This window comes from Streptomyces sp. NPDC090083 (genome assembly GCF_044747445.1).
Classification (GTDB): Bacteria; Actinomycetota; Actinomycetes; order Streptomycetales; family Streptomycetaceae; genus Streptomyces.
Genome location: NZ_JBIVED010000002.1, coordinates 1,049,596 through 1,072,089, shown reverse-complemented (window position 1 = coordinate 1,072,089; position 22,494 = coordinate 1,049,596). Strand labels below are relative to the sequence as shown.

23 protein-coding genes are annotated in these 22,494 nt (G+C 71.0%); 13 read left to right on the top strand and 10 right to left on the bottom strand.

Features of this window, described 5'->3' with window-relative positions; translation table 11 throughout:
- Positions 1-307: 307 nt before the first annotated feature.
- Entirely contained in the window at positions 308-1,537 is a 1,230-nt protein-coding gene (locus tag ACIPTO_RS10640; RefSeq protein ID WP_401190723.1) for an alpha/beta fold hydrolase, read from the bottom strand.
- A gap of 225 nt (positions 1,538-1,762) precedes the next feature.
- On the opposite strand from ACIPTO_RS10640, the gene ACIPTO_RS10635 reads away from it, so the two are divergent.
- From ACIPTO_RS10635 to ACIPTO_RS10620, 4 genes are all read left to right on the top strand, one after another.
- A complete protein-coding gene (locus tag ACIPTO_RS10635) occupies positions 1,763-1,990 on the top strand; it encodes a hypothetical protein (RefSeq protein WP_366323544.1) in 228 nt (75 codons plus the stop codon).
- 220 nt (positions 1,991-2,210) lie between these two features.
- Positions 2,211-2,855, top strand: a complete 645-nt coding sequence (locus tag ACIPTO_RS10630) for a TetR/AcrR family transcriptional regulator (RefSeq protein ID WP_328932655.1) — start codon at positions 2,211-2,213, stop codon at positions 2,853-2,855.
- A gap of 144 nt (positions 2,856-2,999) precedes the next feature.
- Positions 3,000-3,227 (top strand): DUF3107 domain-containing protein, encoded by a 228-nt coding sequence (locus tag ACIPTO_RS10625; protein ID WP_366323546.1) that lies wholly within the window; start codon positions 3,000-3,002, stop codon positions 3,225-3,227.
- Between the two features lie 211 nt (positions 3,228-3,438).
- Entirely contained in the window at positions 3,439-3,708 is a 270-nt protein-coding gene (locus tag ACIPTO_RS10620) for a hypothetical protein (RefSeq protein WP_026150652.1), read from the top strand.
- 26 nt (positions 3,709-3,734) lie between these two features.
- Here ACIPTO_RS10620 and ACIPTO_RS10615 read toward each other — a convergent pair whose 3' ends face one another.
- The gene (locus tag ACIPTO_RS10615) at positions 3,735-4,472 is read right to left on the bottom strand and encodes a ferritin-like fold-containing protein (RefSeq protein ID WP_366323548.1); all 738 of its coding nucleotides are present in this window, start codon (positions 4,470-4,472) and stop codon (positions 3,735-3,737) included.
- 664 nt (positions 4,473-5,136) lie between these two features.
- Here ACIPTO_RS10615 and ACIPTO_RS10610 point away from each other — a divergent pair.
- Together ACIPTO_RS10610 and ACIPTO_RS10605 are read left to right on the top strand one after the other, a co-directional pair.
- Positions 5,137-7,746 carry a DEAD/DEAH box helicase gene (locus tag ACIPTO_RS10610; RefSeq protein ID WP_401190873.1) on the top strand — a complete coding sequence of 870 codons (2,610 nt, stop codon included), beginning with the start codon at positions 5,137-5,139 and terminating at the stop codon, positions 7,744-7,746.
- 257 nt (positions 7,747-8,003) lie between these two features.
- Complete coding sequence (locus tag ACIPTO_RS10605; RefSeq protein WP_401190719.1) at positions 8,004-8,894, top strand: alpha/beta fold hydrolase; 891 nt, start codon at positions 8,004-8,006, stop codon at positions 8,892-8,894.
- A gap of 57 nt (positions 8,895-8,951) precedes the next feature.
- On the opposite strand, the gene ACIPTO_RS10600 is transcribed toward ACIPTO_RS10605, so the two are convergent.
- Positions 8,952-9,845: an NYN domain-containing protein gene (locus tag ACIPTO_RS10600; protein WP_366323552.1), complete on the bottom strand. Its 894-nt coding sequence runs from the start codon at positions 9,843-9,845 to the stop codon at positions 8,952-8,954.
- Between the two features lie 195 nt (positions 9,846-10,040).
- On the opposite strand from ACIPTO_RS10600, the gene ACIPTO_RS10595 reads away from it, so the two are divergent.
- Positions 10,041-10,193 (top strand): hypothetical protein, encoded by a 153-nt coding sequence (locus tag ACIPTO_RS10595; protein ID WP_019058373.1) that lies wholly within the window; start codon positions 10,041-10,043, stop codon positions 10,191-10,193.
- 94 nt (positions 10,194-10,287) lie between these two features.
- Here the strand turns inward: ACIPTO_RS10595 and ACIPTO_RS10590 are convergent, their stop codons facing one another.
- The 3 genes from ACIPTO_RS10590 to ACIPTO_RS10580 form a co-directional block, all read right to left on the bottom strand.
- Entirely contained in the window at positions 10,288-10,893 is a 606-nt protein-coding gene (locus ACIPTO_RS10590; RefSeq protein WP_352180744.1) for a MarC family protein, read from the bottom strand.
- A gap of 154 nt (positions 10,894-11,047) precedes the next feature.
- Entirely contained in the window at positions 11,048-11,905 is an 858-nt protein-coding gene (locus ACIPTO_RS10585) for a PHP domain-containing protein (protein ID WP_401190716.1), read from the bottom strand.
- A 176-nt stretch (positions 11,906-12,081) separates the two neighbouring features.
- Positions 12,082-12,723, bottom strand: a complete 642-nt coding sequence (locus ACIPTO_RS10580; RefSeq protein ID WP_366323556.1) for a DUF6758 family protein — start codon at positions 12,721-12,723, stop codon at positions 12,082-12,084.
- Positions 12,724-12,870: 147 nt separating this feature from the next.
- On the opposite strand from ACIPTO_RS10580, the gene ACIPTO_RS10575 reads away from it, so the two are divergent.
- Complete coding sequence (locus ACIPTO_RS10575; protein WP_366323558.1) at positions 12,871-14,109, top strand: MFS transporter; 1,239 nt, start codon at positions 12,871-12,873, stop codon at positions 14,107-14,109.
- 55 nt (positions 14,110-14,164) lie between these two features.
- On the opposite strand, the gene ACIPTO_RS10570 is transcribed toward ACIPTO_RS10575, so the two are convergent.
- Positions 14,165-14,770, bottom strand: a complete 606-nt coding sequence (locus ACIPTO_RS10570; RefSeq protein ID WP_366323560.1) for a suppressor of fused domain protein — start codon at positions 14,768-14,770, stop codon at positions 14,165-14,167.
- Positions 14,771-15,279: 509 nt separating this feature from the next.
- Between ACIPTO_RS10570 and ACIPTO_RS10565 the strand changes: the two genes are divergently transcribed.
- Both ACIPTO_RS10565 and ACIPTO_RS10560 read left to right on the top strand, forming a co-directional pair.
- Entirely contained in the window at positions 15,280-16,398 is a 1,119-nt protein-coding gene (locus tag ACIPTO_RS10565; protein WP_366323562.1) for a magnesium and cobalt transport protein CorA, read from the top strand.
- Between the two features lie 22 nt (positions 16,399-16,420).
- On the top strand, positions 16,421-16,936 hold the full coding sequence (locus ACIPTO_RS10560) for a hypothetical protein (protein ID WP_401190713.1): 516 nt from the start codon (positions 16,421-16,423) through the stop codon (positions 16,934-16,936).
- A gap of 6 nt (positions 16,937-16,942) precedes the next feature.
- Here the strand turns inward: ACIPTO_RS10560 and ACIPTO_RS10555 are convergent, their stop codons facing one another.
- The gene (locus tag ACIPTO_RS10555; protein ID WP_366323566.1) at positions 16,943-17,662 is read right to left on the bottom strand and encodes a hypothetical protein; all 720 of its coding nucleotides are present in this window, start codon (positions 17,660-17,662) and stop codon (positions 16,943-16,945) included.
- 231 nt (positions 17,663-17,893) lie between these two features.
- Here ACIPTO_RS10555 and ACIPTO_RS10550 point away from each other — a divergent pair, with 231 nt between their 5' ends.
- From ACIPTO_RS10550 to ACIPTO_RS10540, 3 genes are read left to right on the top strand one after another with little or no spacing between them, the layout of a single operon-like run.
- Positions 17,894-19,201, top strand: coding sequence for a magnesium transporter MgtE N-terminal domain-containing protein (locus tag ACIPTO_RS10550; RefSeq protein ID WP_366323568.1), 1,308 nt, complete (start codon positions 17,894-17,896; stop codon positions 19,199-19,201).
- Positions 19,191-19,784: a DUF1003 domain-containing protein gene (locus ACIPTO_RS10545; RefSeq protein WP_366323570.1), complete on the top strand. Its 594-nt coding sequence runs from the start codon at positions 19,191-19,193 to the stop codon at positions 19,782-19,784. The genes ACIPTO_RS10550 and ACIPTO_RS10545 overlap by 11 nt, the downstream gene beginning before the upstream one ends.
- Before the next feature lie 43 nt (positions 19,785-19,827).
- Positions 19,828-20,961: an Mrp/NBP35 family ATP-binding protein gene (locus tag ACIPTO_RS10540; protein WP_401190710.1), complete on the top strand. Its 1,134-nt coding sequence runs from the start codon at positions 19,828-19,830 to the stop codon at positions 20,959-20,961.
- A gap of 60 nt (positions 20,962-21,021) precedes the next feature.
- Here ACIPTO_RS10540 and ACIPTO_RS10535 read toward each other — a convergent pair whose 3' ends face one another.
- A complete protein-coding gene (locus ACIPTO_RS10535; protein ID WP_366323574.1) occupies positions 21,022-21,684 on the bottom strand; it encodes a hypothetical protein in 663 nt (220 codons plus the stop codon).
- 279 nt (positions 21,685-21,963) lie between these two features.
- Complete coding sequence (locus tag ACIPTO_RS10530) at positions 21,964-22,404, bottom strand: sec-independent translocase (protein ID WP_401190707.1); 441 nt, start codon at positions 22,402-22,404, stop codon at positions 21,964-21,966.
- Between the last annotated feature and the right edge of the window lie 90 nt (positions 22,405-22,494).

Here is a 22,494-nt window from a genome sequence, read left to right as displayed (position 1 = left end):
CCTCCGGGGACACCGCCCCCTGGACACGCGGAACACCCCGCGCCGGAGTCCCGTCCTGGAAACGAGGTACACCACGGGCAGGCGTCCCGTCGGAAGGCCGGGCTTCCTGCCGGCCAGGCGACCCATCCGAGAACCGAGCCCCCCGCTGACCAGGCAACGCCCCCCGACCAGACGGCACCCCTTGCCCGTCCCGCGAGTTCAGCCCCTCAGCGGAATCCCCCGCCCTGGCCGCCGTCCCCGTCCCCTCGCCCGCGGAGTCACCCTTCCCAGGGGACCTACGGCGACTATGGCGTCCCACGTCGCCCCCTCAACTCCCCGCGTTCGTATCGTCGTTGCTGCCATCGCCCGCGGCGCCGGAACCGGTTCCCGCACCCGTTCCCGCGCCGTCGGCACCCCTCACCGTACTCACCGAACCGCCACCCCGGGACCCTCGCGCCCCGCTCCCGCCGCCTCGGCCGAAACCGTCCCCCTCGGACGTACGACGGCCCCTCACGGCATCCGCGCCGGAATCGGCGTCGGAACGCGCCCTGGAGTCCGCGCCCGCACGACCGGCAGAAGCCACCGGTTCCTGCCGCTCGCCCAACTCCCCCGTGTCCGCGAGCAGTTCGCGGAACGCCGTGGCCACCGTCTCCGGGTACTCCATCATCGCGACATGCCCCGCGTCCGGCAGCGACAGCAGACGGGAGTCCCGGAACGCGCGGGCCGCGCGCTGGGCCATGCGGTAGCCGACGAGTTGGTCGCGGCCGCCGTAGACGAGGAGGGTGGGGGCGAGGACGCGTTCGGCCTGGCGCCAGAGGCCGTGTTGGCCGCCCAGGGTGTACGCGTTCACGATGCCCCGGGACGAACGGGCCATCACGTCCCAGAAATACGGGAGTTGGAGGCGTCGCTCCAACTCCTCGACCGCGTAGCGGAACGCCTCCGGGGTGACCTGGCCGGGATCGCCGTAGCAGAGGCCGAGGACGCCGCGGACGCGCTGCTCGGCCGTCCATTCCCGGCTGATGCGGGTGAACAGGGCCGCGACGCCGGGGACGCCGAGCAGTGCCGTCGGCAGGGCCGAGCGCTGGACGCGGATCTCCGGCAGGGCCGGGGAGATCAGTGTCAGCGTGCGCACCAGGTCCGGGCGGACCGCGGCCACGCGCGTGGTGACCGCGCCGCCGAGCGAGTTGCCGAAGAGGTGCACGGGACCGCGCCCGGCCGCGTCCAGGTAGCGGATGACCGCGCGCGCGTGCCCGGTGACGGAGTAGTCGCCGTCGTCCGGTGGCGGGGAGTCGCCGAAGCCCGGCAGGTCGAGGGCCTCGCTGTCGACCCGGCCGTCCAGCTCGGCCATGAGCTGGGACCAGTTCTGCGAGGAACCGCCGAGCCCGTGGACGTAGAGCGCGGGCGGGAGTCCTTCGCGCGCGGGCGGCCTGGAACGCACGGTCAGCGTGATCCCCGGCAGCCCGACCGACCTGAGCCGCTCCCCCTCGCCGACCCGGACGGGCGCCACCTTGGGGAGCACGCTGGCGGCCGGCACGGAGGGCAGCTCTGTCGAAGACATGCGCCAATGTTACGAGACGATCACGCAGTGGCTCATGTGTTCGCCGTCACAGGCCAGGTCACACCCCTCGGCACCCCACTCGGACCCCGTCCGGCCTCCGCCCGGAGTCCGCCCGGACCCCGGCATGGCATGGCGTACGGATCAGGTGTCTCCTAGGCTCGTACCAGGGCACCCGTACAGAGACGCATCGACGTACCCGGTCACAGTCCAGGAAGGGAGCCCGCCATGGCCGTCGACCCCACCGATCCCGAGACCTTCGCGGACGAGAGCGCCACCCCCGAGCTCGATGTCGAGGCCCCGGAGGAGGACACCGCCGAACAGTCGGCCGACGTGACACCGGACGGCGGCGATCCCCTCACCGGTGTGGACCCGGACTCCGCGAACGAGGCCGACGTAGCCGATGTCATCGAACAGGCGCGGGTCGTGTCACTCGATGAGGACGACTACCGCTGAGGGGCACGGCCGTCCTCCCCTTCCCGGCCCCCGTAGAGGGCCGAAAACCGACGGTGAAGCGCGCTCCCTTGCCCGCTCCATCCCTCTTCGAAACACTTTGCGCGGCTTTCCCCGCCGTCCGGTCCGTGAAATTCTGCGCTCGCACCGCGCACACCACGGTTACCGAAAAGTACGATGGCCACGCGGCGCTCACCGCACGAGGACGATTTTGGGAGGCGGCGTGACAGCCATCGAGCAGACAGAGGCGGCGCGCCCGCGGGGCACCCGCCTGCCGCGCCGTGCCCGACGGAACCAGCTGCTGGGCGCCGCCCAGGAGGTTTTCGTCGCACAGGGGTACCACGCGGCCGCGATGGACGACATCGCCGAGCGCGCCGGCGTCAGCAAGCCGGTGCTCTACCAGCACTTCCCGGGCAAGCTCGACCTCTACCTCGCCCTCCTCGACCAGCACTGCGAGTCGCTGATCCAGGCGGTGCAGACCGCGCTCGCGTCGACGTCGGACAACAAGCAGCGCGTCCGCGCGACCATGGACGCGTACTTCGCCTACGTCGAGGACGACGGCGGCGCCTTCCGGCTGGTCTTCGAGTCGGACCTGACGAACGAGCCGGCCGTGCGCGCCCGCGTCGACAAGGTGACCAACGAGTGCGCCGAGGCGATCTGCGACGTCATCGCCGAGGACACCGGTCTGTCGCGCGCCGAGTCGATGCTGCTGGCCTCGGGCCTCGGCGGTCTCGCCCAGGTCGTCGCCCGCTCGTGGCTGCACAGCGACCGCAGCGTCCCGCGCGACCAGGCGGTCCAGCTGCTGGCCTCGCTCGCATGGCGCGGCATCGCCGGTTTCCCGCTGCACGGCAGCGAACAGCACCACTGACCGCCGCGGGCCCGGGTTTGTTCCCACCGGCTGTTCGCTCTTGGCGTTCCGGCGCGGAACATCTACGTCCCCTCGCCGGGCTAGTGTGTGCTGCGTACGGCGCGGATGATCGCGCACTTTGCTGACCGTCGGAGGGACATAGCCGTGGAGGTCAAGATCGGCGTGCTGCACACGCCTCGCGAGATCGTTCTGGAGACCGGTCAGAGCGCCGAAGAGGTCGAGCAGGCCGTGTCCGAGGCGCTGACCGGGAAGGCTCCGCTGCTGAGCCTGGTGGACGAGCACGGCCGCAAGGTCCTCGTCCCCGCCGAGCGGCTCGCCTATGTCGAGCTCGGCGAGGCGGCCCCGCGCAAGGTGGGCTTCGGCGCGCTGTAGTCGCGAACGGACGAGGGGCCCGGTGACCGTGAAGGTCACCGGGCCCCTCGCGTTTCCGCCGCTTTCCACGACGCCCGACCGTTGTGCTCATCAGCTTTTTCGCCACAGATGGAGCACAAGTCCCCCACAGGGGAGGATTGCATTCCGCAGGTCACGGGTATGACGGGCTACGAACGCGTCACTCAGGCCGACCGTGGGAGGGACCCCCGTGATGATCCTGGAAGCGCTCGGCTCCGCTGTGCTGGGTGTGCTGCTCGCCTGGGCTGCCACCCACCGGCTCGCACACCGTCTGCCGACCCGCCCCCTGGTGTTCTCCACGGGTGTCGCAGGTGCCCTCTTCGGTGACTTCGTCACCCACAGCGCGCTGGGCCCGGGCAGCGGACTGCCGAGCCTGCTCGGCGCGGCCGTCGTCTCCGCGGCCTCGCTCTCCCTGCTGCTGCGCCCGGCGCGACGACTGCGGGGGCGGTCCGCCCCCGCGTAGCCGCGACTCGTGACCAGGCAGGGCCTCTAGGCGGCGAGCCCCAGCGCGGCCATCCGCTTGGTGTGCGCCTCGGTGATCCGGGAGAACATCCGGCCCACCTCCGCGAGGTCGAACCCGTCCGCCACACCACCGACGAGCATCGTCGACAGCGCGTCCCGGTCGGCCACCACCCGCTGTGACTGGGACAGCGCCTCACCCATCAACCGCCGTGCCCACAGGGCGAGTCGGCCCCCCACGCGCGGGTCGGCGTCGATCGCCGCGCGCACCTTCTCCACGGCGAAGCTCGCGTGCCCCGTGTCGTCGAGGACGCCGAGCACGAGCAGCCGGGAGTCCTTGTCGAGGCGGGCGGCGACCTCGCGGTAGAAGTCGCTGGCGATCGAGTCGCCGACGTACGCCTTGACCAGCCCCTCCAGCCAGTCCGAGGGCGCCGTCTGCCGGTGGAAGCCGTCGAGCGCGGCGACGAACGGCTGCATCGCGTCGGTCGGCTCCGCGCCGATCTCCGTGAGCCGGTCCCTGAGCCGCTCGAAGTGGTGGAACTCGGCCGACGCCATCTTCGCCAGCTCCGCCTTGTCGGCGAGCGTCGGCGCCAGCTTGGCGTCCTCCGCGAGCCGCTCGAACGCCGCCAGCTCGCCGTACGCGAGCGCGCCGAGCAGGTCCACGACCGCGTTGCGGTACTGCGGGTCGGCGGAGGCCGTGGCCCAGTCCTGGGCGGCGACTCCGGTGGGTTCGGCGGGCGCTTCGGAGGCGTTGTCAGCGGTCGTCATGAAGCGCACAATAGCCCGCCCACAGCACGGCGGAAGTCCCTGGTCAATCAGTGTGACGACGACTACGTGACCAAATCGGCCAACGCATGTGCGTGATTCCGAGGTATGGTGGTAATGCGCCCGCCGAGTATTCGCCGGGCCGCACGAATGAGGATGCCCGGTCGGTGGCCCGATCGGCTCCGACCCGACAGCCCTCCTCGCCCGTACGGCACGCTGCGTACGGAGTTCGGAGGGGGACCCTCAGCGGTTCGAGCGCTGGGCCTGTCCGGCGGTTCAGGCCGGAGGAAAGCAGCGGCACCTGATCGGCGCCGCTGAGCGAGATCTGGTGCGTGCAGCTGCAAGGCGGAGGAGGAAGTCGACGCGGAGCGTCGGCGACCGACGACAACGCGGCAGATGCGCGTGACAGACCTCGCGTCTCCGGCATGATCCGGCGGACAGGCCCTTGAGCGTCGGCAGTGGTCCCGTGCAGTACGGCTTGCCCTCACGGGTTGTCCGTAAGGCAGCCGACGTCCGGCACGGTCCTGACACGACCCCCGCGCTCGCCTCGCACCGCGCACACAGAAGAGGCAGCACCCTGACTACTTTCCGAGAGCTCGGAATCCTTCCCGAGACCGCTGAGGCCCTTGAGGCCGTCGGTATCGTCTCCCCCTTCCCGATCCAGGAGCTGACGCTCCCCGTGGCCCTGTCCGGCACGGACGTCATCGGCCAGGCCAAGACCGGCACCGGCAAGACGCTCGGCTTCGGCCTCCCGCTCCTCGAGCGCGTGACCGTGCCCGCCGACGTCGAGGCCGGCCGCGCCAAGCCCGAGCAGCTGACCGACGCCCCGCAGGCGCTCGTCGTCGTCCCCACCCGCGAGCTGTGCACGCAGGTCACGAACGACCTGCTGACCGCGGGCAAGGTACGTAACGTCCGCGTCCTCGCCATCTACGGCGGCCGGGCCTACGAGCCGCAGGTCGAGGCGCTCCGCAAGGGCGTCGACGTCGTCGTCGGCACCCCGGGCCGTCTGCTTGACCTCGCCGGGCAGAAGAAGCTCGACCTCAGGCACATCCGCTCGCTCGTCCTGGACGAGGCCGACGAGATGCTCGACCTGGGCTTCCTGCCCGACGTCGAGAAGATCATCAACTTCCTGCCGGCCCGCCGTCAGACGATGCTGTTCTCGGCGACCATGCCGGGCGCGGTCATCGGTCTCGCGCGCCGCTACATGTCGCAGCCCACGCACATCCGCGCCACCTCGCCGGACGACGCGGGCACGACGGTCGCGAACACCAAGCAGTTCGTCTACCGCGCGCACAACATGGACAAGCCCGAGCTGGTCGCCCGCATCCTCCAGGCGGAGGGCCGTGGCCTGGTCATGGTCTTCTGCCGTACGAAGCGCACGGCGGCCGACCTCGCCGACCAGCTCCAGCAGCGCGGTTTCGCCTCCGGCGCGGTCCACGGCGACCTCGGCCAGGGCGCCCGCGAGCAGGCGCTGCGCGCGTTCCGCAACGGCAAGGTCGACGTGCTCGTCTGCACCGACGTCGCCGCGCGCGGTATCGACGTCGAGGGCGTCACGCACGTCATCAACTACCAGTCCCCCGAGGACGAGAAGACCTACCTGCACCGCATCGGCCGTACCGGTCGCGCGGGCGCCAAGGGCATCGCGGTCACGCTCGTCGACTGGGACGACATCCCGCGCTGGCAGCTCATCAACAAGGCGCTGGACCTCGAGTTCAACGACCCGCCGGAGACGTACTCCACCTCCCCGCACTTCTTCGAGGAGATGAACATCCCCGCCGGCACCAAGGGCGTCCTGCCCCGCTCGGAGCGCACGCGCGCCGGGCTGGCGGCGGAGGCGGTCGAGGACCTCGGCGAGACCGGCGGCCGGGGCGGTCCGCGTGGCCGGGGCGGTCGTGGTGGCCGCGACGGCGGTGGCCGTGACGGTGGCAGGGGCGGTCGTGACAGCGGCCGTGGCCGCACCCGCGACGAGTCCCGTTCCGACGACACCGAGCGCGCCGCGCGCACCCCGCGCCGTCGCCGTCGTACGCGCAACGGCACCCCGATGGAAGCGACTTCGGCGACCGCGGCCGTGACGGCCACGCCGGAGGAGACCGCGCTGGCGCCCTCCGAGGAGACGGCGGGACGCACCCCGCGCCGTCGTCGCCGCACGCGTGGCGGAGCGACGGGAGAGCAGCTGCCGGCCACGGCGGTCGCCCCCGTGGCCGAGGTCGCCGAGAGCGCCGTCGAGACTGCCGAGGCTCCGGCCGCGGACGCCCCGACGACGGCCGCGCGTCGCCGCCGGACCCGCAAGTCGGCGGAGCCGGTGGCCGAGGCCGCGACGGTGACGCCGGTGGTCGAGACCCCGGTGGCCGAAGCGCCGGTGGCCGAGGAGACGAAGCCGCGTCGCCGGACCCGTAAGGCCGCCGAGCCCGTCGTGGCCGAGACCGAGGCCGCCGCGGTGGTCGCGGTCGACACGGCCGAGGCCGTCGAGGCGAAGCCGCGCCGGACCAGGGCGCGGAAGGCCACGGCGCCGGTCAAGGCCGTGGAAGCGGTCAGCGCCGTCGAGTCCGCCGAGGTGGTCGAGGAGACCAAGCCGCGTCGTCGTACGGCGACCCGCAAGGCCGTCGCCGACATCCCCGCGCAGGTCGTCGAGGAGCAGGACAAGCCCCGTCGCCGGACCCGCAAGGTCGCCGAGCCGGTCGTGGAGGCCGTCGAAGCGCCGGTCGTGGCGGAGCCCAAGCCGAAGCGGACCCGGAAGACCGCGGCTCCGGCCGAGGCAGCCGTGGACACGGCGGAGGCCGTGGAAACGAAGCCGCGCCGCACCCGCAAGGCAGCGGTCGCGCCCGAGGCACCGGTCGAGGCCGTCGCCGAGACCAAGCCCCGCCGCACCCGCAAGACCGCCGTCGCCGCCGAGGCAGCCGTGGACACGGCGGAGGCCGTGGAGGCCAAGCCGCGCCGGACCCGCAAGGCAGCGGTCGCCGCCGAGGCACCGGTCGAGGCCGTCGCCGAGACCAAGCCCCGCCGCACCCGCAAGACCGCGGTCGCCGCCGAGGCAGCCGTCGACACGGCCGAGGCCGTCGAGGCGAAGCCGCGCCGGACCCGCAAGACGGCCGCCACCGCCGAGATCCCGGCGCAAGTCGCCGACGAGGCGGAGGCCAAGCCGCGTCGTCGTACGACCCGCAAGACCGCCGAGGCCCCGGTCGTCGTGGAGGCACCGGAGACCCCCGAGGCCAAGCCGAGGGTCCGCCGCCCGCGCAAGACAGCGGCGCCGGCCAAGGCGGAGGCGACGGAAAGCTGACCCGTCCCCGGCACCCAGCCGGAGCAGGCACGACAAGCAGAACAGGCACACCACCGAACGGCCCGGCCCATACGACATGGGCCGGGCCGTTCGGCGTCGCTCCCGTCGCCTACGGGCGCCACGCGCACCCGGTGTCCACCGCGACCCTCGCCGCCCGCCCCCGCACCCCTCGTCCGGCCCCCGCCGCGCCACCCCGTTAACCCCGGCTACACCCTCCCGTCCCTCTCGCGCGCGACCCCTCCGGATAACCTCACCCCATGAGCAAGCCCCCCTCCTTCACCCCGCCCCCCGGTGCTCGCGCGTACCCCCTGCGGACAGCTCGCGGTGATTTCGCCGTCGTGGACTCGCCCGTGGGCGACGGTGTCGCGGCGAAGGGGCTCGCGCTTCTGCTGCCCGGGTTCACCGGGAGCAAGGAGGACTTCAACCCGCTGCACGAGGCGTTCGGGGTGCGCGGGTACCGGACCGTGGCCGTGGACGGGCGGGGGCAGTACGAGTCGGACGGCCCGGTCGAGGACGAATCTCCTTACGCCCAGGACGAGTTGGCGCGGGACGTGCTCGCGCTGACCGAGGCGCTCGGCGGGCCGGTGCATCTGCTCGGGCATTCCTTCGGGGGGCAGGTGGCGCGTGCGGCCGTACTGCTCGATCGCACGCCGTTCGTGTCGCTGACGCTCATGTCGTCGGGTCCCGCGCAGATCTCGGCGTCGCAGCAGGCGCGCGTGAAGCTGTTGCGGGACGCGCTCGCCGTGATGTCGATGGCCGAGGTGTGGGACGCGATCCAGGCGATGGAGGCACCGGAGGAGACCGAAACCGGCGGTGCGCTGGACGAGGGGCTCGACGACCGGGCCGACCTGCGCCGCCGCTTCCTGGGCACCAAGCCCGCCCAACTCATCGCGGCGGGACGGCAGTTGTGCGGTGAGCCGGACCGGGTCGCCGAACTGGCCGCGGTCCCCCTCCCCTTCCACGTCCTCTCGGGCTCCCGCGACGACACCTGGCCGGTGCCGCTCCTGGACGACATGGCCGTACGGCTCAGGGCGCGGCGGACGGTCATCGCGCGGGCCGAGCACTCGCCGAACACGGACCAGCCGGCCGCCACGGCCAACGCCATCGCCGATTTCTGGGACACCGCGAGCCCGGAGCGGCAGCCGTAGCCGTAGCCGTAGCCGTAGCCGTAGCCCGCAGACCTTGGCTCGTAAGCCCAGGAAGCGCTAGTACTGCGTCCGCAGGTGTTCCCAGAAGCCGTCCCGCAGGGCCCGGCGGAGGTCGGCCTGCCCGCGCAGCGAGTACTGGAGCAGTCCTTCCGCCTCGACCAGGAGGTCCTGGTCGACGGAACCCGGCAGATACGGATGCCCGGGCAGCAGCTCGACCAGCGCCTCCCTCCCCCGCGCCGCGAGCCACTTCGCCGCGACCTGCGCGCCCACGAAGCGGACGTCGTCGCGAGTGGGCCGGGTGGCGGCGGCCTCGTAGGCGGCGGACGTGCGGCGGGAGACGTACGGCTTGAAGAAGTCGAGGTCGAAGGTGCGCTGGCTGTCGACCTCCCAGAGGAGCGGCTCCGCCTGGTTGCGGCCCTCGGGCGCCTCGATGCCCCACAAGTGGACGCGGGCGCCGTACCCTTGGGCCGCCTCGACCGCCGAGACCAGGTCCTCGTCGCCGCCGATGAGGGCCGCGTCGCTGATGGCGCGGTGCCGGGCGAGGGACTCCAGGTCGGAGCGGATGAGTGAATCGACGCCCTTCTGCTGGTTGTTGGCGTTCAGATTGCCCAACCGCACCTTGACATCCGGGAGTTCGGCGATGGACTGCTGCTCGGCGGTGTGGATGCGGCGGCGGGCGCCGTCGTACCAGTAGACGCGCAGCAGCCGGCTGTCCGCGAAGATCGTGCGGGCCTTGTCGATGAGCGCCTCGATCAGGCCCTCGGTGTCGACGTCGAACGTGCGCCGGTCCTCCGCGCCGGAGACGAGCCGGCCCGCGGCTGCATACAAATACCCCGCGTCGACGAAGATCGCATGCGTCGAGGGCGTCTTCGCCACTTCGGCGAGCATGCGGTGCAGCAGCTCGTTCGTGCGGTCGATGCGGGCACTGAGGGCCGCGAGGTCGTCGTTCATCGCTTCCATTGTCCCGGCGGTCACGCTGCGAACACAACCGGTCCCGGTCAGTCTCGCGGCGATCTCTTACCGGTCAGTAATTAGGCGTTCGAAAAATTTCCTTAGCGTAGGGAATGTTTGTAACACGCACCCCGTTGAGTACATCAGTAACCAAGTAGTTCTCCTCAGGAGGATGACCAGACGAAGGGAGAAGCCATGCGCTTCGAAATCATGCGTCTCGACGAGGTCGACGGCACCACCGTGGACAGCACCGTCGTGGACGCCGCCTCCGTCAATCGGATCGTTCAGCAGGCTGCCGCGATAGGGCAGCGCCTGTGGATCCGCCCCGCCGAGACCAAAGCCTCGTAACACCGACGACATTCGCGCGTATCCACCAGACTTCAGAACCCCCGTACGGCTCGCTGCCGTGCGGGGGTTCTGCGTCGCACCGCGCACCGGCGGCTCAGCCGGCCCGGACCACCTGGGTGATCCCGTTGATGATCTGCTGCACGGCGATGGCGGAGAGCATCATCCCCGCGAGCCGCGTCACCAGTACCACGCCCCCGTCCTTGATGACCCGGATGATCAGCAGCGAGTACCGCATCACCAGCCACAGCACGACATGGATGGCCAGGATCGCCGTCCACACGGACACCTGCGTGGCCACGCTGCCGGCCTTCTGCACGGCGAGGATGACGGACACGATCGCACCGGGCCCGGCGAGCAGCGGCATGCCCAGCGGCACGAGGGCGACGTTGACGTCCTTGGTCTGCTTGGGCTCGTCGGTCTTGCCGGTGAGCAGGTCGAGCGCGATCAGCAGGAGCAGCAGCCCGCCCGCGATCATCAGCGCGGGCACGGAGACATGCAGGTAGTCGAGGATCTGGTGCCCGAGCAGCCCGAACACGGTGATGACGCCGCCGGCCACGCACACGGCCTGGAACGCCATCCGCTTCTGCACCTTGGACGGTCGTCCGGCGGTCAGAGCGAGGAAGATCGGGGTGATCCCAGGGGGATCCATGATGACAAAAAGGGTCAGGAAGAGAGAGCCGAAGACGGCGACGTCGAACATGGGTGAGCCACGAGCCTTGCAGAAGAGAGATGAGCGGGGAGTGGAGCGAAGGGGAAGGGCGGGGAAGGGCGAGGAAGAGAGGGCAGGGCGAGAGGGAGACGGGGAGCGTGCGGGAGCGCGGGAGGAAAAGAGATCTCCCGGGCGAGCGCGGGTGTCAGGCTCCGCCGGTCCCCGGCACCGGGAAGGCCCCGGTCGCGCGCCGCGTGATCTCGCCGTAGACCTCGGGATCGGTCGTGTACTCACCGAGCTGCACGGTCTTGCGGCTCCCGTGGTAGTCGCTGGACCCGGTGACGAGCAGCCCCAGTTCCTTCGCGAGCCCCCGCAGCCGTACCCGCGTCTCCGCGTCGTGGTCCATGTGGTCGACCTCGATGCCGTCGAGCCCGGCGGCCGCCATGTCGGCGATCGCGGACTCCGGCACGGTGTGCCCGCGCTTGCTGGCCCCGGGATGCGCGAAGACGGTGACCCCGCCCGCGGCCTTGACCAGCCGGATCGCCTCGAAGGGGTCCGTCTCGTGCTTCGGCATGTGTGCCCGGCCGCCGTCGGCCAGCCAGTCCGTGGTGAAGGCGTCGTCCACGGTCGGTACGACGCCCAGCTCGACCAGCGCGGTGGCGACATGAGGCCGGCCGACCGACCCGTCACCGGCGATCCGCGCGACCTGTTCCCAGGTCACCGGCACGCCCAGGTCCCGCAGCTTGGCGACCATGCCCCGGGCGCGGGGCACGCGGTCGTCCCGGACCAGTTCCCGTTCGGCGAGGAGTGCCGGTTCCTCGGGATCGAAGAGGTAGGCCAGCATGTGCAGGGAGATTCCGTCGATCCGACAGGACATCTCGGCCCCGGTCACCAGCGTGAGCCCCGAGGGCAGCGCGTCGATCGCCTCGCCGTAGCCGCGGCTGGTGTCGTGGTCGGTCAGCGCGACGACGTCCAGCCCGGCGGCGACAGCGTTGCGCACCAGTTCGGCGGGCGAGTCCGTGCCGTCGGAGGCCGTGGAGTGGGTGTGCAGATCGATACGCACGCGCAGGCTCCAGACGGTGACGACTCGGCAAGGGACGCCTCAAGGGTAACGGCATCTCCAGAGCCCCTCAGAACCCCCCTGAGCCGCACCCCGCAAGGGGCGCGAGGAACTGCGCGACCGGCCACGACGCATCCGCGCGCCGCCGACGAACAGAACCCGCCACCCCCCCGAGGCGGCTACGGCTCCAGCAAGCGCGGCGACAACGCCCCGCACGGCACCAGGTCGACCTCGGCCCCCGCGTCCCGCAGATCCGTCAGCACCAGCTCGTCGTACATCAGCAGTCCCGACTGCTCGGGCCACACCACGGCCCACAGCCACAGCCCGAGCGCCTCCCCCGCGAACACGGCCCGGTCGTCCGGCGCGGTGGACACGTGCCACAACGGCGTGGGCCGTCCCGCGGCGAGCAGCTTCGCCTGGGGAGGTTTCTCCACGCTCATGTACGGTCCGGGGTCCGGCCCGTCGATGCCCGCGTACCGCGCGCCGAGCCCGACGCCCAGTTCCTCGGCGACGAGGATCAGCTCCCCGATCCCGCCGAGGGGTCCCGGCCCGGAGCAGGCCACCGCCGTGGCCCGTCCGCCGCTGCGGTCGTCCCCCGCGCAGGCCACACCGGTGAACAGCCATCCGACCGGCAGCGGCCACGGCATCCACACCGGCACCTGCGTCCGGTGCACGACGACACTGAGCGCCTCGACGCTGGGCGGGATCACGGGCTGGAGCGGATGCACCGTCCCGTGGACATCGCACTGCCAGGAATCGGCGAAGAGTCCGGGAGCCCTGACCCGGCCACCGCACTTCGGGCAACTGGGTTCGCCCCTCATAGGGCCCCACGGTCCTACCCTCACCCGCGCACGTCAAGGACGATCACCCGTCCGGCCGGGCCACTCACGGAACGAAACTAGATGTAGCTTGCATTCATTACCTTGCCTAACTTACTATGTGCATATACCAACTACTTGGGAGGAAGCATGGACGACCCCTTCGACAAGGGAGCCGACACCGGCTCGGGCAGCATCCTGCGACAGCCCAAGGCGGTCTGGGCCACCGCGGGCGCCTCGGTCGTCGCCTTCATGGGCATCGGACTCGTCGACCCGATCCTGCCGTCGATCGCCAAGGGCCTGGACGCCACGGCGAGCCAGGTGTCCCTGCTCTTCACCTCGTACTTCCTGATCACGGCGATCGCGATGCTGGTGACCGGCTTCGTCTCCAGCCGCATCGGCGGCAGGAAGACCCTGCTGCTCGGCCTCGCCCTCGTCGTGGTCTTCGCCGGACTCGCCGGCACCTCGGGCTCGGTCGGCGAACTCGTCGGCTTCCGCGCCGGCTGGGGCCTCGGCAACGCGCTGTTCGTCTCGACGGCCCTCGCCGTGATCGTCGGCGCCGCGGCCGGCGGCAGCGCCGCCGCGATCCTGCTCTACGAGTCCGCCCTCGGCCTGGGGATGGCCTGCGGCCCGCTGCTCGGCGCCCTGCTGGGCAACCAGAGCTGGCGCTACCCCTTCTTCGGCACCGCGTTCCTGATGGCGATCGGCTTCCTGTGCATCACGGCGTTCCTGAAGGAACAGCCCAAGCCCGCGCGGAAGACCTCCCTGCTCGACCCGCTGAAGGCCCTCGGCCACGGCGGACTCGCCTCGGCGGCCGTGTCGTCGTTCTTCTACAACTACACGTTCTTCACCGTGCTGGCCTTCACCCCGTTCGTGCTGAACATGACCCCGTACAAGTCCGGTGCCGTGTTCTTCGCCTGGGGCGTCCTGCTCGCCGTCTTCTCCGTCTTCGTCGCGCCGCGCCTCCAGGCCCGGTTCGGCTCCCTGAAGGTGCTCGGCGGTTCACTCGTCCTGCTCGCCCTCGACGTGCTCGTCCTCGGCTACGGCAGCCACACCACCGCCATCGTCTGCACGATCCTGTCCGGCGCGTTCATCGGCGTGAACAACACCGTCTACACCGAGCTGGCCCTCGGGGTGTCGGACGCGCCGCGCCCGGTGGCGAGCGCGGGCTACAACTTCGTCCGCTGGTTCGCCGCCGCTGCCGCCCCGTTCTTCGCGCCGAAGATCGAGGGGTGGAGCAACATCCACATCCCCTTCGTGGTCGCGGCGGTCACCGCGGCCCTGGGCGCGCTGGTGGTCCTCGTACGACGGAACGCGCTCACGCACGAGGCCGCGGAGCTGGAGCCGCGGCACGCGGCCGAGGACAGCGTGGCGGTGTTCGCCAACTAGCCCTTTCCCGGCTGGCGTTGACGGGCCGGCAGGGGTGAGCTTGCTCACTTCGGGGTCAGTCGAGCGGGACGGACCTCCGGGCGGGATCCCGGAGGTCCGTCCCGCTCGCGAGCCAGCGTTCCTGGAGGGCCGGGGCGCCGTGGACGCGCTTCCAGGCGGCCTCGTTCGGGGTCATGGGGAGCAGCGGCAGGAAGCGCACGGGGTCGAGGGGCGCGTCGAGTTCCAGGTCCTCGACCAGGCCGCCCGGCTCGGCGACCAGTACCGAGGTGAAGGGGGCGCCGGGCCACAGCGGTTCGCCCACGTCGAGGGAGGCGCCGGGGGCCACGATCACGCCTTCGACCTGCGGGGACGCGGCCAGCACGGCGAGCGGCCTGAGCACCTTGTCGGTGTCGGCGAGGCCGCCGCGGACGGAGAGGACCAGCTCGGCGCGCGGGCCGGCGACCGGGTCGGCGAGCATCGCCGTGGGGTCGCTCATGGGCTGGGCGGACATGCCGAGGGTGGCGTAGCGGACGACGGTTCCGTCCTTGTTGTCGTCGCCGCCGTCCCGGAAGCGCAGGACCTCCACGCGGTCCGTGCCCAGGAAGGTGACGGCGGCGCGCGCGTCCGGTTCGCCCAGCGCGGTGCGCAACCGTGCCTCGACCAGAGCAAGAACATCAACCATGCGGCGAGCATAGAACTCGTCAGTACCGGGCAAAGCAGCGCCTTGACAGTTCAGTCGGCTGATAGTCTTGGCCGGTCGTTCGGGGCAGCACGCTGAGGCATCGCGATCACGTCCCGACGCCTTTGAGACTCCCCTACGGGGGACCGGCCGGAGGAGGTGGGGCTGCAATGGACCGAAGTCGGCCTGGCAGTACCACCCGCTCTTCCGGCCGCTGATGTCGTCGCTCTGGCTCTAGCCTCCCCAGACGGCTGCCGCCTCTCGCACTTCTTCACTGTCGCGGAAGAGCACTTCGTTTCCTTTTTCTGATCTGCCTGATCTGTCCGGTGTATCCGATCCGGCCGATCTGTTCCGAAATCAGTGCCTGAATCAGTAGCGAAGCTCGCCACCGCGACGGAGCGGTGCTCCCCGCTTTGTGGACGTGCCAAACATCCGTACCTCAGGACGTCCCCATTCCGGGCAGTTCCAACCGTCGTTGGCGCCTTTCGTTGCTCGTCGCGAAGGAGCCCGCCATGTCGATGATCCGCGACCTGCGTGCCGTGGTCCGCCCGTCCCGTCCCACCCTGCGCAAGGACGGCGGCGCGTACGACACGACCCGCGACCCCGCCACCCCCTCGGCCGTCGTCGACTGCGCCGTCTACCGCGACGGTGCCCGCGTCGACGCCGGCAAGCCGCTCACCCCGCACGAGGCGATGCGCCTGGTCCGCCGGGACGGGGGCTTCGTGTGGATCGGCCTGCACGAGCCGACCGAGGCCGAATTCGCCGGTATCGCAGGCGAGTTCGGACTCCACCCGCTCGCCGTCGAGGACGCCGTACAGGCCCACCAGCGCCCCAAGCTGGAGCGCTACGACGACTCCCTGTTCACCGTCTTCAAGACCATCCACTACGTCGAGCACGACCGGCTCACCGCCAACAGCGAGGTCGTCGAGACCGGCGAGGTCATGTGCTTCACCGGGCGGGACTTCTTCATCACCGTCCGGCACGGCGGCCAGGGCTCCCTGCGGGCGCTGCGCCACCGGCTGCAGGACGACCCCGAGCTGCTCGCACGCGGCCCCTCGGCGGTGCTGCACGCGATCGCCGACCACGTCGTCGACGGCTATGTCGCGGTCGCGGACGCGGTGCAGGACGACATCGACGAGGTCGAGACCGAGGTGTTCACCCCGGGCCGCAGGGGCGGGGTCTCGCGCGGTGTCGACTCGGCGCGGATCTACCAGCTCAAGCGCGAGGTACTGGAGTTCAAGCGCGCGGTGTCTCCGCTGCTGCGTCCCATGCAGCTGCTGAGCGAGCGGCCGATGCGGCTGATCGACCCGGACATCCAGAAGTACTTCCGCGATGTCGCCGACCACCTCGCCCGGGTCCAGGAGCAGGTCATCGGCTTCGACGAGCTGCTCAACTCGATCCTCCAGGCCAACCTCGCGCAGGCGTCCGTCGCCCAGAACGAGGACATGCGGAAGATCACCGCGTGGGCCGCGATCATCGCCGTACCGACGATGGTGACGGGCGTCTACGGCATGAACTTCGAGCACATGCCCGAACTGCACGCGCGGTACGGGTATCCGTCGGTGCTCGCCTTCACCGTGACGGTCTGTCTGGCGATCCACCGCACGCTGAAGCGCAACGGCTGGCTGTGAGCGGCTGGATAGGCTGACGCCCATGACTAGCAGCGAGCTGCTCGACCAGGCCCTCGTCGAGGAGGCCACGAAGAAGTCCGGCCTCGTCTGGGTCAACGGCCCCGGCGTCCCGGCCCGCGCCCTGTGGCACGTCTGGCACGAGGGCGCGGCCTGTCTGATCGGCGACGGACCGGGCGAGCAGCCGCTGCCGGGGCTCGTCGACGGCGGCGCCGCCGAGGTCACCGTCCGCAGCAAGGACAAGGGCGGCCGACTGGTCTCCTGGACCGCGAAGGTCGTGGAACTCGCACCGGACTCCGAGGCCTGGACCGCGGCCGTCGCCGAGCTGAAGGGCAAGCGCCTCAACGCGCCCGACGGCGAGGCGATGACGGCCCGCTGGGCGCGTGAGTGCCGGGTGCTGCGCCTGGAGCCGACGGGAGCGACGGCCGGGCTGCCCGACGGCTCGCTGGCACAGGCTCCGCTGCCGACCCCGGCGACGACCCGTCAGCCGGTCCCGGCAGGCCTGCCGCGCCTGCTCCTGAAGAAACGCAAACGCCGGTAACCGCCTCTAGGACGACGGAAGTTGCTTGCCGTAGTCGACGGTGTCGTCGTCCTTCGGCTGCGTCACCGTGAAGCTCTTGCCCCAGTCCGAGAAGGTCAGCGTGCCCGCGCCGCCCGCGCGGACCAGCCGGAGCGGATACGGCCGGCCCTCCAGGGAGACGTCGAGGGTGCCGCCGGAGCCCTTGTCGCCGGTGATGCGGATCGTCCGGACGCCGTTCTGCGCGTGGCGCCCGTCCGTGGCCAGCGAACCGTGCAGGGTCAGCAGACTGGAGAGGAGGACGTCCTTGTCCGTGAAACCACTGAACTTCTTGTACGAGGGGTCGCCCTGCGGCACCTTCACGTACTTGCCGTGGAGCGTGCCGCCGGCGCCCGAGTCCCCGTTGCTGTTCCAGAAGTCCGCGTCGGCCTTCAGGTACAGCTGCTCGCCGATCCGCAGCAGGCCGAAGGTCGACCCCTTCGAGGTGACCGACCCGCTGCCGCCGTCGGACTTCAGCCGCATGTCGAGCGTGTACGTCCGCCCGCTGGTGACGACCGTGCCCGACAGCCGTACGGCGTCGGCGGCGCTAGCCGCGGTCACCGACCTCGACTGGATCTTGTCGGCGGCCAGCTTGCCGACCCCGTTGGTCCCCGCGTCCGGGTCCCCGCCGCCGCACCCCGCGAGGGCCATGACACACACCGCGGAGAGCACCGCCGCACGACGGTTTCGGACCTGGGCGATAGCGGTCACAGGTGGGATGCCTTCCGTGCGGGGGTCGATGGCGTACGGCAGCGTACCGGGGCCGCGAGGCACCGGCGGAGCCAGTCCGTCCGGACCGCCCACCAGCGCGGATCACATCCGGACGGGCTAGCCTGAAGCCCATCCGAGCAGGCAATTCGGGCCATCCGGGGAGCAGTGGATCCCTGGGTGAACAGAGCAGAGAACACAGCAGAGAACACCGGAAAGAATGGAGGTGCGGCCATGGCATCGGGCGCTCCCCGAGTCTTCGTGTCGCACCTCGCCGGTGTCGCCGTCTTCGACCCGAACGGCGACCAGGTGGGCCGCGTCCGCGACCTCGTCGCCATGCTCCGCGTCGGCCGCCGGCCACCGCGGCTGCTCGGCCTCGTCGTCGAACTCTCCACCCGGCGCCGCATCTTCCTGCCGATGACCCGCGTCACCGGCATCGAGTCGGGACAGGTCATCACCACCGGCGTGCTGAACGTCCGCCGCTTCGAGCAACGCCCCACCGAGCGGCTGGTGTTCGGCGAACTCCTGGACCGGCGCGTCACCCTCGTCGAGACCGACGAGGAGGTCACCGTCCTCGACCTGTCCGTGCAGCACCTGCCGGCCCGCCGGGACTGGGAGATCGACCGCGTCTTCGTCCGCAAGGGCAGGACCGGCGGAGCCTTCAGAAGGGCCAGGGGCGAGACGACGACCGTGGACTGGTCCAGCGTCACCGGTTTCTCCCTGGAGGAGCAGGGACAGGGCGCGGAGAGCCTCCTGGCCACCTTCGAGCAGCTGCGCCCGGCCGACCTCGCCAACGTCCTGCACCACCTCTCCCCCAAGCGCCGGGCCGAGGTGGCCGCCGCCCTCGACGACGACCGCCTGGCCGACGTCCTCGAAGAACTCCCCGAGGACGACCAGATCGAGATCCTCGGCAAGCTGAAGGAGGAGCGCGCGGCCGACGTCCTGGAGGCCATGGACCCGGACGACGCGGCCGACCTCCTCTCCGAACTCCCCGAGGACGACAAGGAACGCCTCCTCAACCTGATGCAGCCCTCCGAGGCGGCCGACGTACGCCGGCTGATGTCGTACGAGGAGCACACGGCGGGCGGCCTGATGACGACCGAGCCGATCGTCCTGCGGCCCGACGCGACCGTCGCCGACGCGCTCGCCCGGGTCCGCAGCGCCGACCTCTCCCCGGCCCTCGCCGCCCAGGTCTACGTGTGCCGGCCGCCCGACGACACCCCGACCGGCAAGTACCTCGGCACGGTCCACTTCCAGCGGCTGCTGCGCGACCCGCCGTACACCCTGGTCAGCGCGATCATCGACGACGACCTCCAGCCGCTCGACCCGGACGCGACGCTGCAGCTGATCGCCGGGTTCTTCGCGACGTACGACATGGTCGCGGCGCCCGTGGTCGACGAGACCGGATCGCTGCTCGGCGCGGTGACCGTGGACGACGTGCTGGACCACATGCTGCCGGAGGACTGGCGGGAGACCGAGTTCCACCTCGACGAGGGCGAGAACGACACAGCTGCGGAGGGGGTGGCGGCTCATGACTCCTGAGCGCGAGGCCACGCGTGAGCGGACACCGGCGGGCGCGACCGCCACCACCCGGCCCCGGGCCCGGCTCGACCAGCCGCGCCCGCCCCGGCGCCGGTTCCTGCCCGAGTACGACCCGGAGGCCTTCGGACGGCTGTCGGAGCGGATCGCGCGGTTCCTGGGCACCGGGCGGTTCATCGTCTGGATGACGGTCGTCATCATCGTCTGGGTGCTGTGGAACATCTTCGCGCCCCGGGACGTCCGCTTCGACAACTACCCGTTCATCTTCCTCACCCTGATGCTGTCCCTCCAGGCCTCCTACGCGGCCCCGCTGATCCTGCTCGCGCAGAACCGGCAGGACGACCGCGACCGGGTCAACCTCGAACAGGACCGCAAGCAGAACGAGCGGTCGATCGCCGACACCGAGTACCTGACCCGCGAGATCGCCGCCCTGCGCATCGGCCTCGGCGAGGTCGCGACCCGCGACTGGATCCGCTCCGAGCTCCAGGACCTGGTGAAAGAGCTGGAGGAACGCGAGGACGGCCACCGCAAACACGTCGTATTCCCGGCAGAACGGTCGCACGGACGTGACGTAGACGACCGGTGACGGGCTTACCTGGGGCCCCGCGCGGCGCCGTACCATCGACCCTATGGCTACGGAAGACGCGGTGCGCGAAGCGCTGTCGACGGTGAACGACCCCGAGATCAACCGACCCATCACCGAGCTGGGGATGGTCAAGTCGGTGGAGATCGGTGCGGACGGAGCGGTCGCGGTCACCGTGTACCTGACGGTCTCCGGCTGCCCCATGCGCGAGACCATCACCCAGCGCGTGACGGACGCGGTCCTGGGCGTCGACGGCGTCACCGGGGTCGACGTGACCCTGGACGTGATGAGCGACGAGCAGCGCAAGGAGCTCGCGACCGCCCTGCGCGGCGGCCAGTCCGAGCGCGAGGTCCCCTTCGCCAAGCCCGGCTCCCTCACCCGCGTCTACGCGGTCGCCTCCGGCAAGGGCGGCGTCGGCAAGTCCTCGGTGACGGTGAACCTCGCCGCCGCGATGGCCGCCGACGGCCTCAAGGTCGGTGTCGTCGACGCCGACATCTACGGCCACTCCGTGCCCCGCATGCTGGGCGCCGACGGCAGCCCCACCCAGGTCGAGAACATGATCATGCCGCCGTCGGCGAACGGCGTGAAGGTCATCTCCATCGGCATGTTCACGCCGGGCAACGCACCGGTGGTGTGGCGCGGCCCGATGCTGCACCGCGCCCTCCAGCAGTTCCTGGCGGACGTGTACTGGGGCGACCTGGACGTCCTGCTGCTCGACCTCCCGCCGGGCACGGGCGACATCGCGATCTCCGTCGCCCAGCTCGTCCCGAACGCCGAGATCCTCGTGGTGACGACCCCTCAGCAGGCGGCGGCCGAGGTCGCCGAGCGCGCGGGCTCCATCGCCGTGCAGACCCACCAGAAGATCGTCGGCGTCGTCGAGAACATGGCGGGCCTGCCGTGCCCGCACTGCGGCGAGATGGTCGATGTCTTCGGCACCGGCGGCGGCCAGTCCGTCGCGGACGGCCTCACCCGCACGACGGGCGCCGCCGTCCCGGTCCTGGGCAGCATCCCGATCGACGTCCGCCTCCGCGAGGGCGGCGACGACGGCCGGCCGGTCGTCCTGACCGACCCGGACTCCCCGGCGGGCGCGGCACTCCGCGCCATCGCGGGCAAGCTCGGCGGCCGTCAGCGCGGCCTCTCGGGCATGTCCCTGGGGATCACCCCCAGGAACAAGTTCTAGGCACCTTCTGACGACGATAGGGGCGCCGTCCGCGAGACGGCGCCCCCCTCGTCGCAGCCGCTACTGGGCGGCGTACGTCGTGATGTCCTTGATCATGGCGAAGCCGAGCCCGTACGCGCTCATGCCCCTGCCGTACGCCCCCACGTGGACGCCTTCCTGAGTCGAACCCGCGAGGACCCAGCCGAACTCGGACTCCCGGTAGTGGAACGGCGTCGGCACACCGTCCACGGGCAGCGACAGGGTGGACCAGGCGTCGCCGGAGAGGTCGTCGGCCAGGACCCAGGCCGTCTCCGTCTGCTGCTCCAGCCAGTCGTCGCGCAGGGTGTGGTCCATCTGGCCCGGCCAGGTGAACGACAGCAGCCCCACCCCGGCGAGCCAGGCCGCCGAGGAGACCGAGGTGGCCTCCAGCAGGCCCGTGCCGTCGGCGGTGCGCCGGGCGGGGTTGCCCGCGACGGTGACGACCACCGCGAACTTCTCCTTGTCCTCCGTGCCTTCGTTGCGTACGGAGGGCTCGTCACCGTGCCCGATCGAACCGTGCTCCACGGCTCCGTCCGCCGCCATGCCCACCTGCATCAGCCAGCGCGGCCCGGTGAAGGCCTCGTCGAGGCCGTACCAGGGGAAGGGCGCCAGCAGGTAGCCGTCGACCGTGCGCCGGGCGGAGGGGACCTGCTGTCCGCCCTCCGCGGCCGGCGCCTGCGCGCCTACCCGACTCGTCGTCTCCATGCTCCGGACGCCTCCTCGCTCTCGTCGGACCGGGGCGGCCCGCCCCCCGTCGGGCGACTCGCCCGGTCCGCACAACAACTCGGCAGCATAGCCACCTCATGCGGGGCAGCCCGGAAAGCGCCCGGCGCGTGAGGCGCACGGGGGCCTTGTTCGGGCCGTACGGAGGCTGTTTGGAGGCTGTTCGGAGGCGTCAGAGGGGGTGGAGGGATATGAAACGCGTCACGTACGAGGCCAGGGAACGACCGCCGGTAGGCCGTTCCGGATGACGTCCGTCACGGCTCAGGTGGCGTCGGCGTCGAAGGGCGGGCGGTCGTCCTTCTCCGGGCCCTCGGGCTTCTTGGTCATGTCGAGGCGACCGTTGCCGGCGGAGGGGGACGACGGTGACGACGAGGGGGTGTCCGCGCTCTGCACGGCCTCCGTGACCTCGGCCATCTCCTTCTTCAGGTCGAAGCCGTTGCGGATCTCCTTGAGCCCCAGTTCGTCGTTGTCCAGCTGCTTGCGCAGGAACGTCTTGGGGTTGAGGTCCTCGAAGTCGAAGTCCTTGAACTCCGGGCCCAGCTCCTCGCGGATGTCCGCCTTGGCGCTCTCCGAGAACTCTCGGATCTTCCGGATCGTCCGCATGACGTCCTGGATGACCTTCGGGAGCTTGTCCGGACCGAAGACGAGCACGGCGAGCACAATGATCGTCACCAGCTCGAGCGGTCCTATGTCATTGAACACCTGAAGCTCCTTGCGATGTCCTCGGTCCTCGGCCCTCGGTGGTCGGTGCGGGTCTTCCGTGGTCCGGGCCGGGTCCACGGTACCCGGCGA

What these genes read in the sequence shown, in the direction of transcription:
- ACIPTO_RS10605 (WP_401190719.1), top strand. Translation starts at nt 8,004, where the DNA reads ATGAGCAAGCCCCCCTCCTTCACCCCGCCCCCCGGTGCTCGCGCGTAC.
- ACIPTO_RS10600 (WP_366323552.1), bottom strand. Translation starts at nt 9,845, where the DNA reads ATGAACGACGACCTCGCGGCCCTCAGTGCCCGCATCGACCGCACGAAC.
- ACIPTO_RS10635 (WP_366323544.1), top strand. Translation starts at nt 1,763, where the DNA reads ATGGCCGTCGACCCCACCGATCCCGAGACCTTCGCGGACGAGAGCGCC.
- ACIPTO_RS10540 (WP_401190710.1), top strand. Translation starts at nt 19,828, where the DNA reads ATGGCTACGGAAGACGCGGTGCGCGAAGCGCTGTCGACGGTGAACGAC.
- ACIPTO_RS10570 (WP_366323560.1), bottom strand. Translation starts at nt 14,770, where the DNA reads ATGGTTGATGTTCTTGCTCTGGTCGAGGCACGGTTGCGCACCGCGCTG.
- ACIPTO_RS10580 (WP_366323556.1), bottom strand. Translation starts at nt 12,723, where the DNA reads ATGAGGGGCGAACCCAGTTGCCCGAAGTGCGGTGGCCGGGTCAGGGCT.
- ACIPTO_RS10640 (WP_401190723.1), bottom strand. Translation starts at nt 1,537, where the DNA reads ATGTCTTCGACAGAGCTGCCCTCCGTGCCGGCCGCCAGCGTGCTCCCC.
- ACIPTO_RS10565 (WP_366323562.1), top strand. Translation starts at nt 15,280, where the DNA reads ATGTCGATGATCCGCGACCTGCGTGCCGTGGTCCGCCCGTCCCGTCCC.
- ACIPTO_RS10560 (WP_401190713.1), top strand. Translation starts at nt 16,421, where the DNA reads ATGACTAGCAGCGAGCTGCTCGACCAGGCCCTCGTCGAGGAGGCCACG.
- ACIPTO_RS10535 (WP_366323574.1), bottom strand. Translation starts at nt 21,684, where the DNA reads ATGGAGACGACGAGTCGGGTAGGCGCGCAGGCGCCGGCCGCGGAGGGC.
- ACIPTO_RS10575 (WP_366323558.1), top strand. Translation starts at nt 12,871, where the DNA reads ATGGACGACCCCTTCGACAAGGGAGCCGACACCGGCTCGGGCAGCATC.
- ACIPTO_RS10550 (WP_366323568.1), top strand. Translation starts at nt 17,894, where the DNA reads ATGGCATCGGGCGCTCCCCGAGTCTTCGTGTCGCACCTCGCCGGTGTC.
- ACIPTO_RS10595 (WP_019058373.1), top strand. Translation starts at nt 10,041, where the DNA reads ATGCGCTTCGAAATCATGCGTCTCGACGAGGTCGACGGCACCACCGTG.
- ACIPTO_RS10615 (WP_366323548.1), bottom strand. Translation starts at nt 4,472, where the DNA reads ATGACGACCGCTGACAACGCCTCCGAAGCGCCCGCCGAACCCACCGGA.
- ACIPTO_RS10590 (WP_352180744.1), bottom strand. Translation starts at nt 10,893, where the DNA reads ATGTTCGACGTCGCCGTCTTCGGCTCTCTCTTCCTGACCCTTTTTGTC.
- ACIPTO_RS10545 (WP_366323570.1), top strand. Translation starts at nt 19,191, where the DNA reads ATGACTCCTGAGCGCGAGGCCACGCGTGAGCGGACACCGGCGGGCGCG.
- ACIPTO_RS10620 (WP_026150652.1), top strand. Translation starts at nt 3,439, where the DNA reads ATGATCCTGGAAGCGCTCGGCTCCGCTGTGCTGGGTGTGCTGCTCGCC.